10 protein-coding genes are annotated in these 17,955 nt (G+C 59.1%); 8 read left to right on the top strand and 2 right to left on the bottom strand.

Going from position 1 to position 17,955, the window contains the following annotated elements; all coding sequences use genetic code 11:
• Nucleotide 1 precedes the first annotated feature (1 nt).
• From EK23_RS03925 to EK23_RS03905, 5 genes are all read left to right on the top strand, one after another.
• Nucleotides 2-2,455, top strand: a complete 2,454-nt coding sequence (locus tag EK23_RS03925; protein ID WP_045224029.1) for a putative baseplate assembly protein — start codon at nt 2-4, stop codon at nt 2,453-2,455.
• Complete coding sequence (locus tag EK23_RS03920) at nt 2,452-4,968, top strand: putative baseplate assembly protein (RefSeq protein WP_045224028.1); 2,517 nt, start codon at nt 2,452-2,454, stop codon at nt 4,966-4,968. The genes EK23_RS03925 and EK23_RS03920 overlap by 4 nt, the downstream gene beginning before the upstream one ends.
• A 22-nt stretch (nt 4,969-4,990) precedes the next feature.
• Nucleotides 4,991-7,036 (top strand): phage tail protein, encoded by a 2,046-nt coding sequence (locus tag EK23_RS03915; protein ID WP_045224027.1) that lies wholly within the window; start codon nt 4,991-4,993, stop codon nt 7,034-7,036.
• Nucleotides 7,037-7,065: 29 nt separating this feature from the next.
• Nucleotides 7,066-9,642 carry a DUF6519 domain-containing protein gene (locus tag EK23_RS03910; protein WP_045224026.1) on the top strand — a complete coding sequence of 859 codons (2,577 nt, stop codon included), beginning with the start codon at nt 7,066-7,068 and terminating at the stop codon, nt 9,640-9,642.
• Between the two features lie 137 nt (nt 9,643-9,779).
• Nucleotides 9,780-10,025: a hypothetical protein gene (locus EK23_RS03905; RefSeq protein WP_045224025.1), complete on the top strand. Its 246-nt coding sequence runs from the start codon at nt 9,780-9,782 to the stop codon at nt 10,023-10,025.
• 16 nt (nt 10,026-10,041) lie between these two features.
• On the opposite strand, the gene EK23_RS03900 is transcribed toward EK23_RS03905, so the two are convergent.
• Nucleotides 10,042-11,013, bottom strand: a complete 972-nt coding sequence (locus tag EK23_RS03900) for an AfsR/SARP family transcriptional regulator (RefSeq protein ID WP_045224024.1) — start codon at nt 11,011-11,013, stop codon at nt 10,042-10,044.
• A gap of 112 nt (nt 11,014-11,125) precedes the next feature.
• Nucleotides 11,126-14,326, bottom strand: coding sequence for an FG-GAP-like repeat-containing protein (locus EK23_RS21480; RefSeq protein WP_052807908.1), 3,201 nt, complete (start codon nt 14,324-14,326; stop codon nt 11,126-11,128).
• Between the two features lie 547 nt (nt 14,327-14,873).
• On the opposite strand from EK23_RS21480, the gene EK23_RS03890 reads away from it, so the two are divergent.
• The 3 genes from EK23_RS03890 to EK23_RS03880 all read left to right on the top strand — a co-directional run.
• Complete coding sequence (locus EK23_RS03890; protein ID WP_045224023.1) at nt 14,874-15,770, top strand: AraC family transcriptional regulator; 897 nt, start codon at nt 14,874-14,876, stop codon at nt 15,768-15,770.
• Between the two features lie 35 nt (nt 15,771-15,805).
• A complete protein-coding gene (locus EK23_RS03885) occupies nt 15,806-17,335 on the top strand; it encodes a class I SAM-dependent methyltransferase (protein ID WP_052807907.1) in 1,530 nt (509 codons plus the stop codon).
• Nucleotides 17,336-17,815: 480 nt separating this feature from the next.
• The coding region (locus EK23_RS03880) for a helix-turn-helix domain-containing protein (RefSeq protein ID WP_045224022.1) at nt 17,816-17,955 on the top strand (140 nt) is incomplete at its 3' end.

Raw genomic sequence — 17,955 nt, 5'->3', positions numbered from 1 at the left:
TATGAATCTCGCCGCACTGAAGGACCAAACGGCCTTTCTCGATCAGCGCCGGCAAGCGGTGGCGGCGCACGGCCGTCAGATCGGAATCGATTTTGTCGATGTCATCGGTCCGCTGAACGAAGGGCAACCGTCGCGCTGGCTGCTGATCCTCCACTTCATCCGGGCAAAGGGCGACGACGCCAAACTACAGATCCCCGCGAAACCGGACTCCATTCCCTTGGGAAGCATCCGGATTACCACAGGTTCCGGAACTCCCGCGAACAACATCCGCGTTGTCGAAGCGCCGACACAGGGCGAAGTGAACGATCAGCTTATTGTGACGATCGAGTTCGACGCGGGCTCCACGCGGGGCGCCGGCATCTATGGCACTTATACCTTGAAGTTGCTGGGGATCGAAAACCTCGATCCGTTTTTCGACAGCGTCGATTTTTCGCTGAACGCCAATCTCCCCGGCAATCTGGATCCGCTCAAGTTAGTGATGTCGCTGCCAGCGCAGGCCGATCCGACCGAAATCGATTATCTCGCCAAGGATTACGCGAGTTTTCGCCAGTTGATGCTCAATCGGCTGGATCTGCTCCTTCCGGACTGGAAGGAGCGCCATGAAGCCGACATCGGCAATGTTCTGGTCGAGATCCTGGCGTATGCCGCCGACCAACTCAGCTATTACCAGGACGCCGTCGCCACCGAGGCCTATCTGGAGACAGCGCGACAGCGGATTTCCGTGCGCCGGCATGCGCGGTTGGTCGACTACGCCATGCACGAAGGCTGCAACGCCAGGGTTTGGGTGCAGATTCAGGTCAACGTAGACATTCCCCACATTACCCTGGAAGCCGGAACTCGGTTGTTGCGGTCGGCGGGGGCCGGCCCCGTCATGGACTCGCAGTCGTTCAAGGCCGCCATCGATTCCGGGGCGGATGGATTTGCGACGCTTCACCCGGCCGAGTTGTATTCGGCGCACAATCAAATCGAGATTTATACCTGGGGAGCGAAGCCATTCGTTTTGCCTCAGGGGAGCGTTGCCGCCACGCTGCGGGACAAGGGATTGGCCCTGCAAATCGGCGACGTGTTGATCTTCGAGCAAATTCGCAATGCCACTTCCTCTTCGGCTGACGGGGCGGATTTCACCTTGCGCCATCCGTTGCGGCTGACTCAAGTCGTAGCCAGCCGCGACCCGCTCGCGGACACGCCAATCGTCGACGTGGCATGGCAGGTTGCCGATGCCTTGCCGTTTGATCTGGCAATCGCCGATGGCAATGGGACCGAACCGCTGGCGGTGGTCCGCGGCAACATCGTGTTGGCCGATCACGGAGTCGAATTGACCGAGAGCTTGCCGCCGGTCCCACTCGCCGGCCGCTATCGCCCGGCCTTGGCGGTGCCCGGCCTGACGCACGCCGTTCCCTATGACGACGCAAAAGCACGCTCGGCCGCGGCCAAGACGGAATTGAGCCAGGACCCCCGGCTGGCGGTTCCCCAGATTGTGCTGCATGACGGCAAATTCGATTGGCCCCCCCGTCCGGACCTTTTGGACAGCGACGCCTTTTCCACCGCGTTCGTCGCGGAGATGCAAAACGACGGCAAAGCTCAACTCCGCTTTGGCGACGGAACCTGGGGCATTCGCCCCGAGCCTGAAATTCGCTTCCAGGCGAGATACAGGGCGGGTAATGGTCCGAGCGGGAATGTGGGGCCGGAGTCGATTACGCACTTGATCACCGACGAACCGGGCATCACGGGGGCCGTGGTCGCGGTTCGCAACCCCCTTGCCGCACAAGGCGGAATTTCGCCGGAATCGATCAACCAAGTGAGGCAGGCTGCACCATGGGCTTACAAGACCCAGGAGCGCTGCGTGGCAACCGCAGACTACGAGGCGATGGCCATGCGTCATCCCGAAGTCCTGCAAGCGGCAGCCGTACTGCGCTGGACAGGAAGTTGGTACACGGCCTTCGTATCGGTTCTCCGACGCGACGGGCGCCCGGTCGACGACGCATTCCGGCAAGAGATGCGTCAATTTCTGGAACGCTACCGATTGGCCGGCGTGGACATCGAAGTGTCTCCGCCACGATACGTGGCCCTGGATATCTTGCTGCCGGTAAAGGTGGCGGCGCAGTCGTTCCGAAGCACCATTCGGCAATCGCTGCAAGAGGCGTTCAGTACCTATGAGCTTTCCAAAGGGCGGCGCGGCTTTTTCCATTTCGAGAATTTCGGTTTCGGCCAGCCTGTCTTTTTAAGTCAGCTGGTCACGACCGCCATGAACATACCCGGAGTCGTTCGCGTGGACATTGCCGCGCAAAACCCGCAACAAACGCCGCCGCGTTTCCGCCGCTGGGGACGTAATGATGCAGGAGAACTTCGTGAAGGCCGCATCGCCGTGGGTCCGCTTGAGGTGATTCGTCTCGAAAACAATGCCGCCGCGCCTGAAAACGGCATGATCGATTTTGCCCTGGAAGGTGGGATATGAGCACGTCATCCATGGATCTCCCGGCAACCGACGACCCTGAGTTGGCTCGCGCAAATCCGCCGGGCCTTAGTGTACTGCACTACCGGGTTGGGACTCATGGATCGTTTAGGCAGCGGATGCTGGCGGCCATGCAAGCCTATGCACCGGATCGGGCCGATGCGAAGCGGCCACTCGGGGCCTTGATGACGCGGGAGTCCGACGATCCTGCCATCGCCCTAATCGACGCCTGGGCTACCGTGGGCGATGTGCTGGGCTTTTATCAGGAACGCATCGTCAACGAGGGATTCCTGCGGACCGCCAGCGAGCCGCAATCCCTGCTCCACCTCGCGCAACTGGTCGGACACGAGACCGATCCCGGCCTGGCGGCAGCGGCCGATCTGGTATTCACGGTCGACGATTTGCCCGGTGTGCCGGCGGTGGTCAAGGTGCCGGCAGGCACCAAAGTGCAGAGCATTCCCGCTCAGGGACAGATGCCACAGACCTTTGAAACCAGCGAACTGCTCGAGGCGCGGGCGGAATGGAACGAGCTTCGGCCAGTGCGTTACACAGACCAGGTCATATCGTACGGTGCGACTTCGCTTGTTTGTAAGGGCACCACGACTCGGCTTTTGCCAGGCAACGGCATTTTGTTCGTGCATTGGGAACAGGGTGATTTGAGCCCGGAGCGGGTCAGTGTGCGTTCGATACAGAACTGTGAATTTCGACAGCTGACGCGGGTGGATGCTCAGGCCGACGCGGGCACAACCTTGCTGTCCTGGCGCGACGGATTGAGCCTGACTTGGGAATTCGATCCGGTTCCGACGTGTTTCGCACTGCGCTCCGAAGCTTCCTTATTCGGACATAATGCACCGGATCCGAAAACGCTCTCGGCGGAACTTCAGGATCGCCTGAAGCTTGGACCGGACAGCGAAGAAAATCTGGCTTGGGCTGAATTCCGAATTGAGGCAGTTTTACCGTCGGGAGAGATAGAAATTGATCTGGAGCGTGTCTTTCCCGACATTCAGCCCGGGGGATGGCTGGTTCTGGTTGACGGCACGAATGTGCTTTATGGCACTGTTAAGCAGGTCTCCACCGTTTTTCGGAATGATTTCCTGCTGTCGAACCAGATCACAAGGGTGAAACTGAGCCCGGTCGGGGCCGTGCCTTCGATGGACGGATATGGTCTTCGAACCACGAAGGTCTATTTCGCGAACGAAGCTCTGACGCTGGCCGAGTCGCCTTTGGAAGAGTTCGGCAAGTCCTCCTTCATCCGCCTAGATCAGCTGGTAACTGCCTTGCCGGCAGGACGCCGTCTGCTGGTGAGTGGACAGGCCTGGAGCAAAAGTTCCGGCGTTCGCGTCGCTGAATTCGCCGAACTCGAGAATTGCGACGGCGCTTCGCTCCGTCTGCGCGACGCCCTCAAATTTCAATACGTCCGTTCGACCGTCACCATCTCGGGCAATGTCGTTTCGGCGACCCACGGCGAGTCAGTCACGAACGAGGTGATCGGCAGCGGAAACGCTCAGCTGGCCTTTCAGCGCTTTCGTCTCGCTCACGCACCGCTGACCTACATCTCGTCATCCAACGCGCTAGGTGCGTCGAGCACGCTCACGATTCGGGTCAACGGCGTGTCGTGGCGCCAGGTTCCCAGCTTTGAGGGAGCCACGCCGGCTGACCGAGTCTATGTTATCAGGCGCAATCAAGCGAGTGACTCCTTTGTAATATTTGGGGATGGTGTCCGCGGCGCCAGGTTGCCGACAGGACAGGAGAATGTCGTGGCCAGTTACCGGGCGGGTCTCGGGAATGAAGGAAATGTGGACGCCGGTTCGCTCAGCTTGCTCCAAACCCGGCCGCTCGGCGTAAAGGCCGTGAATAATCCGCTGCCTGCCTATGGAGGCAAGTCGCCGGAATCCGTCGAGCAGACGCGGGCGGGGAGCCCGAGAAGCACGACCACCCTCGGTCGTATCGTGACCTTGCGAGATGTTGAAGACTTCGTCCGCGCCTTTCCCGGTATCGGCAAGGTCAAGGCGGCTTTTCTATGGACGGGCACCAATCGACTGGTACACCTGACGGCAGCGGACGTCACAGGCATGCCGCTGGCCGATGAATCGGCGGTTCGGACAACCCTGATCGACGCCATCGCCGCGGCCGGCAATCCGTGGCAGCGATGCTCGATTTCCGGCTATATGCCCAGGCAATTCAATGTGAGCGCGATGGTCTGGGTGGATCGCGACTATGCGGAAAACGATGTACTGCTCAAGGTCCAGATCGCGTTGGGTCAGGCGTTCGCCTTTGAGCGGCGAGACTTTGGCCAGCCCGTCACGGCCTCGGAGGTGATCACCGTCATCCAGAGCGTCGCCGGGGTCGTCGCCGTCGATCTTGATGAACTCTACTTCAACGGCTCATCGGCGCTGCTGCTCACCGAGCTGACGGCCACATTGGCGCAGATCAGCGAAGAAGGTGTTCGTGCCGCCGAATTGGTCACCGTCAATGTCGCCGGTATCACCCTCACAAGCCGGACGATCCGTCGATAGATTCGAGGAGAGTAAGGACCTGATGAACCAGTCGAGACCCGATCGCCTTTACGAGCTGTTACCGTCGATCTACCGGCAGAGGGATCTGGACCAGGGCGAACCCTTGCGTGCTTTGCTCGGCGTGATGCAGCAGCAACTGGAGGTCCTCGAGGCCGATGTCGGTGCGCTGTATGAAAACTGGTTCATAGAAACCTGCGACGAATGGGTCGTCCCGTACATCGGGGACTTGTTGGGAATGTCGGGATTGGGTGATTTTCGCCATCCCGCGGTCAGCCAGCGCGCCCGCGTGGCCAAGACCCTGGGCTATCGCCGTCGCAAAGGTGTCTCGGTAGCGCTGGAAGAAGTTATTCAAGACTCCACCGGCTGGAGTGTCAGCGTGGTGGAGTTTTTTGAGCGGATCACGGCCAATCAGAACGTGCGGCACGTTCGGGACGGTAAGGGCATGACTACCGACGTGCGCAATCGGGCCGCGGTTGCCCAAATGTACACAGCTTTCAACGAGTGCGCATTTCGACCCGAGATGCGGCGAATAAACAGCGGCCGGGGACGCTTCAACAGGATGAATGTGGGTGTGCTCGTCTGGCGCCTGGCGAGCTTCCCCATGCACACGCAACCTGCTCGCGCGGCCGGCAACGCCTACCGATTCGATCCGCTAGGGACGGACGTGCCATTGTTCAATCGCGCCATGCCGCGGGCGGGTATGTCACAAAAGGCCCTTGCCCCGAATCTTCCCATTGCGCTGAGCAATGACCTTTTCCAGCGGGACCTCGAAGCGTGCCGAAAGCGCTCAAACGGCAAAGATTTCGGGACAAGCGACTTTTACGGACCGAATCGTGCGCTTTGCATCTACCGTAATGACAGTCCGATACCCGCCCATGAAGTGATGAGCGCCACACTGAACGGAAATGAATGGGAAAACTATCAGATAGCTCAGGAGCGTTCTGCTGCCATCGACGTGACCAACGGCCGTTTCGTGCTGCGTCAGGTTGGGGAGAAAGACCAAATCGACGTGAGCTATCACTATGGATTTTCGGGGGAATTGGGCGGAGGTCCTTACCGGCGTGTGCCGTCGAGTACGGGACTTGAGGCCGGGATACCGACCTTGACCGTCGGCGGTCAGGCGGAGGCGCAATTCCCGACCCTCAAGGAGGCGATTGCATCCCTGTCGGAACCACATGCGGGTGGCTCCAGCGTCATCCGCATCATGGATAGCGGCGTTTATGAGCTCGAGGAGATTCAACTGAATGCCGCGGGCTCCGTCGTCATCGAGGCCGCCTCGGGGGCATGGCCCAGCATTCGCGGGACTCGCCCACTCCGGATCACTGCGTCAGGCGAGTGTGTATTGACCTTGCAGGGCCTCAGATTGGGAGAACCGCTGGAGTTGGAAGCGGCCAATGGCCAGCTGCGGCTTGAATTGTCGCATTGCAGCATTCCCAAAGGCGTGCAGGCGATAAACATAGCCGATGTCTTACAAGTCACCATCGCCCATAACATGGTGGGCCCCATACGCCTGCCCGGCGAAACCTCCCGGCTGGTCATCAGCGACAGCATCGTTTGCGGATCGAGGGTTGCCATCGGCGGCGCCCTCGACACAACGTATGGACCGGGAGCGCAACTGTCGCGAGCTACGGTTTTCGGGGAGGTGAACCTGCAATCACTGGAATTGGCGTCGGAGGTTCTTTTTACCGATCCCGTGTCGATCTATCGCTCTCAATCGGGTGGAATGCGGTTTTGCTACGTCCCTGAGGGTTCTTTCACGCCGCAACGGTACCGCTGTCAGCCCGACCTCGCCTTGGCCACGCAGGGATTGTCCGGGCAAGCCATCGAGGAAAAAGAGACCATTCGACGTCGATTGACTCCGTCGTTCACCTCGCGGCAGTGGGGTTCTGCGGGCTTTGCTCAGCTCTCCATGCAATGCGCGCTTGAGATCCGGCGGGGTGCCGAGGACGGCGGAGAGATGGGCGCCTTTCACTCCGTCCATGCCTATGAGAGAGAAGCCAATTTGGCGCAGGCGCTGGACGAGTATCTTCCATCGTCGCTCGAAGCAGGGATCTTCTACGTGACCTGATTGAGCTTTCATACAAGGAGAACAAAAAGATGAAGGGCGATTTTTCCCGTTTCACCTTCGACGAAAAGAAGCGCTATAGCAGCGTCAGAATGCAGCAAGGGCGTCTCCAGATCGACGCCGACTGGAACGAGCAGATGGAGATCCTGGAGCATCGGATCGCGACCGAAATTACCGATTTCATCGGGTCGAGCGGGACACCCAAACCAACACCGGCCGATCCGGGCGGGTTCGAAATCACCGTAGACAACGGACAGCTTTACATCGGAGCCGGCCGATATTACGTCGCGGGCCTGCTGTTCGAAAATCCCGAGAAAGTGGCCTATGCCAGTCAGCCTGATTTTCCCAACCCACCGTTACCCGACACTCAAGGCAATTACGTCGCCTACCTGGATGTCTGGCAAGAGCATGTGACGTATCTGGAGGATGCGGGAATCGCTGACCCCGCCCTGGCCGGCGCGGATACGTCGACCCGCTTGCGCAACGTCTGGCAGGTAAAGATTACGCCGGCGCTTCCCAACGAAAGCTATTTGCCCAATTGGCGGCCCACTGGGGAAAATCCGCCACTCAGCACTGGAACCATGCTGGCCAGGGCTGTGGGTGTGATTCAGGACAACCAACTGTATCGCGTCGAGGTTCACCAGGGCGGCGGCGCAACTACTGCGAGCGTCAAGTGGTGCAAGGACAACGGTTCGATCGCGGCGCGCGTGGAGAAAATCGCCGATAAAACCATTACGCTCAGCGGAAAAGGAAGGGAAACCGGTGCGAATTTTGGCGATAAAGCCTGCGTTGAACTGACGACCCGGGAGCGGATGCTCAAACGTGTTCCAGGCATTCTTGCGGAGGTGAAGACGGTCCGGGGCGACGAGATCGAAGTCGTAAGTTGGCCGGACGGAGTGGATCTCACTGGTGAATGGATCGTACGCGGTGAATGGATCGTACGCGGATGGGATTCGAAAGGTGAGCTGAGCTTGCCCAAGGACAAAGACACGCCCATGGTCGTAGGCGACAACCTGAATCTATTTTTCAGCGCCGAGGACGGAGAAGTTTACAACGCGGGCGATTACTGGGTGATTCCCACGCGCCAGCTTGGCAATGCCATCGAATGGCCGGATTCCAGCTTTCAACCCCCGCGCGGTCTCCGGCATCATTATTGTGCCTTGGCTACGGTCAAACTGAATCGACAAAAACAATGGAACAGCAACCAAAATGGCGACCAGCGCTTCAGCTTTCAGGCACTGGCCACGGGCTTGGTGAGCAAGACCGGAGATATCATGACCGGCCCCCTCTCAATCAAAGCGGCGCTCGAAGTGGCGGGGGACTTGACGGTCGGCGGGAATGTAAAATCCCAGGCTGGTTACAGGCCGCTAGACATTGCATCCCCGCTTCGCATAACCCCTTCTTCATTGTCCCCGCAACCGGTTCCCAAAACGGAAATCTCGATAGAGGCAATGGGGGTTTCACACGTAGGCGAAACCAGGCCCACTCCGAGCTTGATGTTGAATAATAACGCCATCGCTTTGAACACTCAGAGCGGCACTTTACTCACTACGATTTTAAAACCAGATGGATCGATAAGAAAATTCACAGGACACAATGTTTTCGGCGACCAATTACAGTGGGATGTATGGGCTACGTGGGTGAATGAAAATGCCGAGGAGTGGGATATTGTTGCCGTTGTTTCCTACGCGGCTATCAGTAGCCCACCAGACCCTGCTACCAATTCACAAAGCAATGGCGCTGCCCGAAAATTGCTGGGTGATTTAGGCGCTGAGAAAATATTGTCCCTTACCTTGCCCGCTCAACAAGACAATGGGACTGCAAGGCGTCCCTATGCGCTTCTGTTTGCCAAGGTCGCATTTAGCCAAGCAATAGAAAGTTTGATGGACAATGAAAAGCCTCCTGCGATGGTCAGCATCAGGTCGTATCTTGAGTTGATAAAGTTTACGGCGCTAACCCTTGCCGGAGATGCCATTGTCGCTGGGCGGATGTGCATTTCCGGCAATAGCGGTATTCGTAAGACACAAGCCAACACCGTGCTCGCGGTGAAAGGCGGAGTCGGTGTCAGTGGACGCCTAAGCGTCGGTGAACCCGGCGAGGTAGGCATGCTAGAAGTGCTGGGACAGGAAAGCAGAATTGCTATAAGAAATGGTGCTCATAGTTGGCAATTGGAAGCAATGGCAGATGATCCAGATAGGTTAATGTTCAAATATTTAAGTGGTGGTCAATTGCAACGTAATTTAATGTGGCTCAACAAGGACGGCAATATATATAACCCGAACGGCAGCGTGGTTGTTAGTCCAAAATCGAGCATGAAACTGTATTTCGGAAAAAAGCCAATAGACCCTTCAGCAAGAGGTATAAATTCTATAGAAGTTGGGTTTGGAAATGATATAACATTCACCGATTCCAATTCATACTTTGTTAAGGCGATAGTCTCCGAAGGAATTGCTAACTTGGGGGACGCGCAATTCACGACGCTTGAATGCAAACCGAAAAGCAGCCGGACTTTTCTTGTTAGATGGCACGCGGATTGGCCTACTGGCGGCGCATATGCGAACATTAATGCACTTAACACAGAGATTCACTACTTCTTAATCGGCACGTGATAGAAAATGACAATTCGGCAATCTAAACCACAGCCACTTCAGCGTATTACGAAAACTAGTCGAGAAGATTGCGACTCCGGATTTGCCGGACTCTTCGTTTCACTTAAAGTTCCGGCCTCGGCCTAATATCCTCCGGTATGAGAACACAACTCGAACACCGCCTAGGCCAACTCCGAGCCGAATACGAAACCGGGGAAAAAGTATTGGCCGAACTGGAAGCCAAGCAAGCCAGGCTCCGTGAAACGCTGCTCCGCATCAGCGGAGCCATCCAGGTTCTGGAGGAGGCGCTGGCGGAGGAGAACGGCGCGGAGGAATCAGGGGCAAGCGATGAGCCCTTGCTTCACGACGCCGAATCGGCGGGCAATCCTCGATTCGCTGCCTGAGGCGGGTCGGCCAGGCTTAGTTGTGCACGCGGCGCTGCCGGGCGACCGGTGATTTCCTGCTTTTCGGCATCGGGCCGAGGTGGGTGGCGGGGTTTTCCCCCAGGAGCTGCTTGATCTGCTCCAATTCGCCCTGCAGCCTGGCCAGCGCCTGGCCCAAGGTGGCGATGTTGTCGATCAGGTCGGACAGTTTCTCGCCATCGGGTGCCGGTTGCGCCGTCTCCCAGGGCACCCGCGATTCGCTCTTCTCGCCGGACGAGGCGCAGAGGGCCTCGTAGAAGGCGATCGTTTTGGCGCAGGGCTCGACCCCGAATTCCTTTTCCAGAATCTGCGCGCACTGTTGGAACTGCTTGAGGGCAGCGCTGCGGTCTCCGGCGCGGGCATGCAATTCCATCAGTCTTTGATGCGTGCTTTCCCGGGCCGGTTCCGCCTCCAGCAGCAGGCCTCCGTAGCTGCGACCTTCATCCAGCCGGTTTCTGGCCATGCACCCGTCAAACAGCTTTTCGACCAGACCGAAATACATTCCCTGAAAGCGCTCCCGTTCGATCAGGCACCACTCCTGGCACCAACCGCTCAACAGTTCGCCGCGATAGAGCGTGACGCCCTGCTTCATGGCATCGAAATCGGTATCCGTCAGGCCATCCGGTGGCACGGCAGCGGCATCGGCGCAGACCTTGGCAAACTGGTCGGTATCGACCCAGGCGCTCGTGTCGTTGCGTATGCTGAGCCAGTCCTGCCCTATGGCGAGCAGAGCATCAGCTGGCGCATCGCCGGACATACTCTGGCGAAGTTGCCACAGACAATTGCGAAGGTATTTTTTTCCTCGACAGGCTTCGGCCTCTTCCCAAAGCAGCCCCGCTGCCTGATCCCGGCCCAGCTGATGGTTCAGCGCCACCAGCGCCAGCAGCTCCAGCGCTTTCCCTGGAACCGGGATCGGATTGCCGTCTTCGCCTGATACCTGAATCTTCCCGAACAGATTGATACGCACCATCTTGCCTCATCCTTATCTGTGATTCCTGTTTCATGGGGCGTTCCAATTTGGAACCGATCAATGTTCTAACTTGCGCCTCCGAGCCACCCTCATGGCCGGCTCTTTGATTTCATCAAGGCGCCCGGTTCAGCAATACCTTCAAGCTTGAGGGGGCGAATGGAATTCCAGAACCGAGGTCACTCGTGACGAGATCCGTCCTGCCATCTGCGTCGAGATCTCCGAGGGCACCATAGTGCGGCTCAATGCCGGTCCCGGACAACGGAGTGGGCACGAAGTGTCCGTCTCCTGTTCCCGTCAAGATGACGGAGTGACCGTACTGAATCAATGCAATATCAGGCTTGCCGTCGCCATTGAACTCGCCAAGCTTCACATATCGAGCTACGGTGCCGCTGATATCGGGCGGAGAAAAGACCTGGAAGGTCTGGAAATTTCCATCGCCTGAACCGAGCCATACGCTCAAGCTTGGCGCTTCCGTCGCCACCAGCAGGTCGCTCTTGCCGTCCGCATTGACATCGCCTAGCGCAATCGAGCTTGGTCGCGTTCCGGTGGCCAGGCTCCGAGGAAGGGCGAATTGGCCATTGCCGGTGCCTTTCAGGATGCTGACCGATGAGCTGCTAGTATTGACGACCGCCAGGTCGGGCTTGCCATCGTTATCCAGGTCTCCGGCTGCCAGCGACTTCGGCTGGACGCCGATTTGGTAGCCTTGGATGGACGGGAATGTGCCATCCCCGGCACCCAGAAGCACGGCGACCCTCCCCGGCTTGTTCACTTCGCCTCCGTCGGTGACGGCCAGGTCCGCCTTGCCGTCGCCATTGAAGTCGTTGACTTCAATGGCGGTTAGGACGCCGCCGACAGGGAAGCTCTGCGCCGCCTGGAACTGCCCGTCACCGGTCCCCAGTAACACACTGACGTTTTTGCCAAAGGGATTGGCAGTGGCCAGATCCATCCGGCCATCGCCGTTGAAGTCTCCGGTGGCGAGCCACCAAGGGCCTGGCCCGGTAGCAAACGGTTGCGCATCCTTGAAGCGTCCGCCGCCTGTGCCCAGGTACACCGACACCGCGCTCTGCGTCTCATCCGTCGCGGCGAGATCCGGTTTCCCGTCACGATTGAAGTCCGCGACGGCCACGGACCATGGATATGTCCCCGTCCGGAGCGGCGAACCCGGCGCGGCGACAAACCGTCCCGATGGCGCGACGACGGTGGTGTTGAGCAACAAGCTCACGCTTTCGGTGCCGGCATTCGCCACGGTGATATCGTCCCGGCCGTCGGCATCGATGTCGGCCACGGCAATGCCCAATGGCTGCGCTCCCACCGGAAACGACAACGGATCGCCAAAACGGCCTTGCCCCAGGTTGGTCAACACGCTGAGGCTGTTGCTGCCAAGATTGCTGACCACCAGATCCGGGTGCCCGTCTTTATTCAGGTCGGCGGCGTCAATGGAGCCTGGGCCAGAACCGGCGGGCAGCGTGATCGCGGTGGCCGCCTCGAACACACCTCTGCCGCCGACACCCGCCAGCAGGCTGAGGTTTCCTCCGTGATTGGAAACCACCAGGTCCGGAAATCCGTCGCCGCCCACATCTGTCACTACCAGGGACAAGGGATTGCTGCCCACCGGGTAGCTCTTGCGGCTCTTCAGCGTGCCGTCGCCTTTGCCCAGCAAGAGATTGACCCGGCCGGTAGGCGGATTGGTCACTGCCACATCGGGCTTGCCGTCACGGTCGATGTCGCCCACCGTCAGTCCATAGGGCGACGCGCCCGCAGCAAAACTTTGCGCGGGGGCGAATTTGCCGCCGCCGGTGCCCAGCGATACCTGCACCTGGTTGCTGCGCGAATCGGCTATCACCAAGTCCAGCTTGCCGTCCCGGTTTAGATCGTTCAGCGCGACTGCGATGGGGCCGCTGCCCGCCGCCAAGGTGGTCGCAGGGGCAAACCCGGCCTTGCCATCGCCGTGAAACAGGCTGACGGTGTCGTCATTGAAGTTGGCGACGACGGCGTCGGGGCGGCCGTCGTTATCGACGTCGCCGACCGCCATGGCAACCGGGTTTTGGCCTGTGGTAAACCCAACTTCGGATCTCGGCCTATTTTCGAATAGACCGTCAGCTCGGCCATTGAAGACTTTGATGGCCTCGCGGGCGCGGTCCAACACGACCAGGTCCAGTTTGCCGTCGCGGTCGAGGTCGGCCATGATGGGTGATGCGGGCTGGAAGCCGGTGCCGAACTCGCCGGTCAGAAAATCGGGCGCGCGCACCGCCACCGTGCCGCTGAGGGACAGGTTCAATTGATGGGTGAATCGGCTGGCCGCGGCGCCGTGCTCCGAATCGGAAAGCTGCAAATGGAAACTGGCCTGTGCACTTCCCGGCTGAGCGGTGTCAAGTGTCGCAACGTAGCTGGATCGCAGTCCCGAGTCGAGGCCACGCAACGGGGACGTTCCCAGCCCCAGATCGAATTTCAGCGGGTCGGTACCGGCAATGGCGATACCGGTCATGTCCAGACCGACATTGGGCGCCGCTCCCCTGTTTACAATGCTCCAGCTGCGCGTCGCGTTGTCGCCCTGCAAGACCGTTCCGAATGAGAGGCTATCGGACTTATGCTTGTCGGATAAAAACGGGTCGGAATGATTGAGGTAGCTGTAGGTGATCGCGAGCGGGCCGGTTAGTGTGGCCTGCTCCGAATATGTCGCGGATGCCAGGCTCCCGACTGGTGACGGATAGGTAATTGCCAGGTCTTGAAGGGCGATTCCCAGGGCCGCGGTGACCGTGCCGGATTCGCCCACATACGGGTCCAAGCCAGCCGCATCGCTAATGCTCCCAATATTCGGGTCTCCAAAATGCTGGATCAGGGCCTCGGTCCGCGGACACGTAGGCTGACTCACGACATTACATAAAACAAGACCATCCCCGTTTGTGTCGCCTGTTTTAAGCGAGCTCAAGCCCGATGGCGGGGTCAGTTTCACTTGTGGACTCGTATGGCTCACCACGGATATGTTGGTATCCAGCTGAGTCGCCCACTTTGTTTGTAATCTTTCGCTTCCTTGAAGTTTGGGGTCGTTCAACTGCAGCTGCACGCCGGTCAACACGCCCAACTTGGATGAAAACGGCGGCAACTGCATGACGCCCAATTTGCTGGAAGGCGTGCCCTGCTGGAGCACATTGTTACGGTCGACGGTGGAAGTCCGGTTGACCGAGGCGGTCAATACCGCGGATGTGCGCGTCTGGGTCAGATCGGCGCGGGCATCGGCCGGCATGAGACCGGCGGCGGGAAGCGCGATGGCAATAGCCTGCGCTAAGGGATTTAGCCAGAATTGCTTGGGCATGTCGGGTCCCTCTCTAGTTATTGTTTGCCGTACGGCGTGCCGTTGAAGAAGATAGCCGCCGGCTTTCCTGCCTAATTTACCTGAGCCTGGAAATCGGGATTAGCCGTTCGCGGCCGACCGAGGGGTATCCTAACGCGATAAGGCGACTAATAACATGACCGATCTTTCTAATTTCTTGTCCGATCGTCCAGAAATAAGCGATGATCTTAGGCCGCGAGAGGGCCGCCCATAAAGGGTTTGATTTTTGCTAAAAGCACTATAGGCTGCTTGATGTTTTCAGCGTGCCTAGCCCTATCCATCAGGCGCTTATAGGTATTGCCGGCAAATTCCAAGGGACGCAAGAGTGGCTCAATGGTTGAAATCAACCAGTATGGTGGATTGCCGATACTGTATGTCGGCAGCGTGACTTGACCGGCACCAACAAGCCTGGAATGAACCGGGCGAGGAATGGGCTCAAAATACCTGCACGGTATTTACATGCCTGAGACCTAAGAAGAAATGGAGGGCATGACCTGGAGGCCCTCCAGCCAATAAAGGGATACTTATTATGGATGCATTGACGACTCTCGTTGACGGATTGAGTCTTCGGGCAAAATTGACGTACTGGGGCGGCGTCTGCGGCGATTGGCTGATGGACCATAACTCAGACACGGAGGTCTGGTTTCATCTCTTGAGCAAGGGTGCAGGCTGGATACATTCGCCGACGTGGAATCCGCCCCTGCGCATGGAGGCGGGTGACCTGGTCCTGTTCCTGCCTCATGCCCCGCGCCACGTGATGTCCTACAGTCCGATCCATATTCCGACGGACTTCAGCAATGTGCGGGCAACGAGCTTCAACGAAGGCGAGACCGGCTTCGTCTGCGGCTCCATCGAACTGGGGATGCCCAACGCGAGCCTTTGGACGGCATTGCCGGCGGAAGTCATCATCCGCAAGGATCAGGCGGGCGCAATCCTTTCCTGGCTGCTGCAACTCATCATCCGCGAGACGGTGGACCCACGCCTGGGCAGCAATTCCATCATCGAGCGCCTGTGCGACAGCATCTTCGTTCTGGTGCTGCGCCACTGCATAGAGGAGGGACTGGTCGAACGGGGCGTGTTCCTGGCCATGCAGGATCCCAAACTGGAGGCGGTGCTGACCCAGATCCACCGGGAACCCTGGAAGCCCTGGACTCTAGACATGCTGTGCGAGCTTTCGGGGCTGTCCAGGACCGCCTTTTCCGCTCGCTTTACGGAAGTCGTCCGCTGCCCAGCCATCGAATACCTGGCGAACTGGCGGATGCAGGTGGCATCCGGCTGGCTGAAAGACGCCAATCTGACGGTTGCACACGTGGCGGACCGCTGCGGTTACCAGTCGGCGGCCGCATTCAGCCGGGCCTTCAAGCGCAGCTTCGGACTTTCCCCCGGCAAATTCCGGCGCAACGGCCATGCACAGGAAGCCGGCTGAAATCACGGAATATCCGCCCTAACCTGCCGACACGCATGTCCACCAGCTACGACCAGATTCCCTATCCCAGCCTGCCTTTCCCGCAAACCCACCCGGACCGACTGGCGACCCTGGCGGCTTTGTTCGGAATGAAGCCGCCGCCCGTGGCCGGTTGCCGGGTGCTGGAAATCGGATGCGCCTCGGGCGGCAACCTGATCCCACTCGCCGAGCAGATTCCCGGCGTTGAATGCGTCGGCGTGGATCTGTCCGACCGGCAGATCGCCGAAGGGAAGCGCATCGTCGATAGTCTCGGATACCAGAGCATTCGCCTGGTGGCGGGCAGCGTCGAGGACATCGACGCCAGCTTAGGCGCGTTTGATTACATCCTGTGTCACGGCGTCTATTCCTGGGTGCCAGGAAGCGTTCAGGAGGCCATCCTGCGCGTGTGCCGGGAGCGAATGCAGCCTGAGGGCATCACCTACATCAGCTACAACACTCTGCCCGGCTGGCGCATGCGCAGCATGATCCGAGACCTGATGCGCCACCATGCCCTCGCATTTCCCTCGCCTCAGCAGCAAGTGGCCCAGGCACGGGCGATCCTAGATTTTCTGGCGCGCGCCGTGCCCGCGGAAAACTCCGCCTACGGCACCTTGCTGCAGCAGGAATTGGCAGGGCTTTCGGAAGTGCCGGACGCCTACATCTTTCACGAGCATCTGGAAGAGGTGAACGAGCCGGTTTATTTCCGCGAGTTCGTGGAACGTGCCACCCGCAATGGCCTGAAGTTTCTGGCGGAGGCGGATTTTGCCTCCATGCTCGCCAGCCGCTTCCCGCCCGAGGTCGCCGAAACGGTCTGCCGCATCGCGCCGGACATTATCGGCCGCGAGCAGTTGATGGACTTCGTCTGCAACCGGACCTTCCGCCAATCCCTGCTGATCCATAGCCATAGGCCCGTGGACCGGACTGTGACCAATCAGCGCATCGATGGGCTGTGGCTGGCTTGCCCCCTGCAAATTCCGGCCACTGAACCCGATCTCGCCGGACGCTCCGCGGAATCGTTCCTGTTAGGCGGCGGCGCATGCTTGACGGCAAGCCACCCGCTGACCAAGGCCACCCTACATGAACTGGCGGCGCACTGGCCACGCCCGCTTCCTTTCGGGGAACTCGTCAGGAAGGCCCAGGCTCGCTTGGGGAGCACGGGCGACGCGGACACCGCCGCCGTGGAATTGCTGCGCGCCGACCTCATGCGTGCCTATAGCGCCGGACTGTTAACCCTGCACAGTTCGGCGCCGCCCGTGCAATCCCGGCCCGATGCGCGGCCCAAGGCCAGCCCGCTGGCGCTGTTGCAAGCCGCGGAAGGGAGGCCGGTGACATCCCTACTGCATCAGCAGGTCAGGCTCGATGATGCCGCCCGAACCCTGTTGAGCTGGCTGGACGGCGCAACGTCCCGGGAGCGTCTTGCGGCCCGCTTTCAGGAGCATTTTTCCGCCGCGGACCCGGCCGCTTTCGATGGCATGCTGGCAGAAATGGCCCGGGTCGGATTGTTGACCGCTAACCGTCCGGTAAAGCAAAGTCTTTCGCCTGGATGATGGGAGAGCGATAGTGTCATCGCTTACTTTTGCCGGGAGGCATGTGATGTAGGTCGAAGATCGCCGGGCTTAGGGGGACCGGTGTTTGTCTGAGCAAACATCCAGTGAATGTAAGCGGAGAAGGATAAATGTCCCTCTGAAACGGCAGGATGGTCTGGTTGTGGCGGTGTAAAAGTGTACCGTCTTGACGCCGTCCAGAGATTTTAAGGTCCTTACGGATCTAAGCTGGGAAGAAGCCGACCGGGGATACTTATCGTTTTGGGCGCGGCGACGGATCGCGGAAAAACGGGGTCTAAAAAAGGCAATTGCTCAACGGGCAGCGACAACCATCGTTACGTCGTAAATTACCTGGGATAGTTAACTTAATGTGTAGAAGTTCAGACTTGATCTGACAGAGTTCCTTGCCGCGAGGTGGGGTTACCCGTTTTGATAGAGGTGCGAATCTTCATCGAAACGGCGCGTGAGCGCAGGAGTAACCCCATGAGTAGTCTCAATCAGAATGTCATCCGTCACAAGATCGGTCTGCTGAACCTGGCAACCGAACTCGGCAACGTGTCCAAGGCCTGCAAGGTGATGGGGGTGTCGCGAGACACCTTCTATCGCTACCAGAATGCGGTGGC

The organism is Methyloterricola oryzae, assembly GCF_000934725.1.
In the GTDB taxonomy this organism is placed as follows: domain Bacteria; phylum Pseudomonadota; class Gammaproteobacteria; order Methylococcales; family Methylococcaceae; genus Methyloterricola; species Methyloterricola oryzae.
The sequence above is the reverse complement of the archived record's forward strand: the minus strand, read 5'-3'. Positions and strand labels throughout refer to the sequence as shown.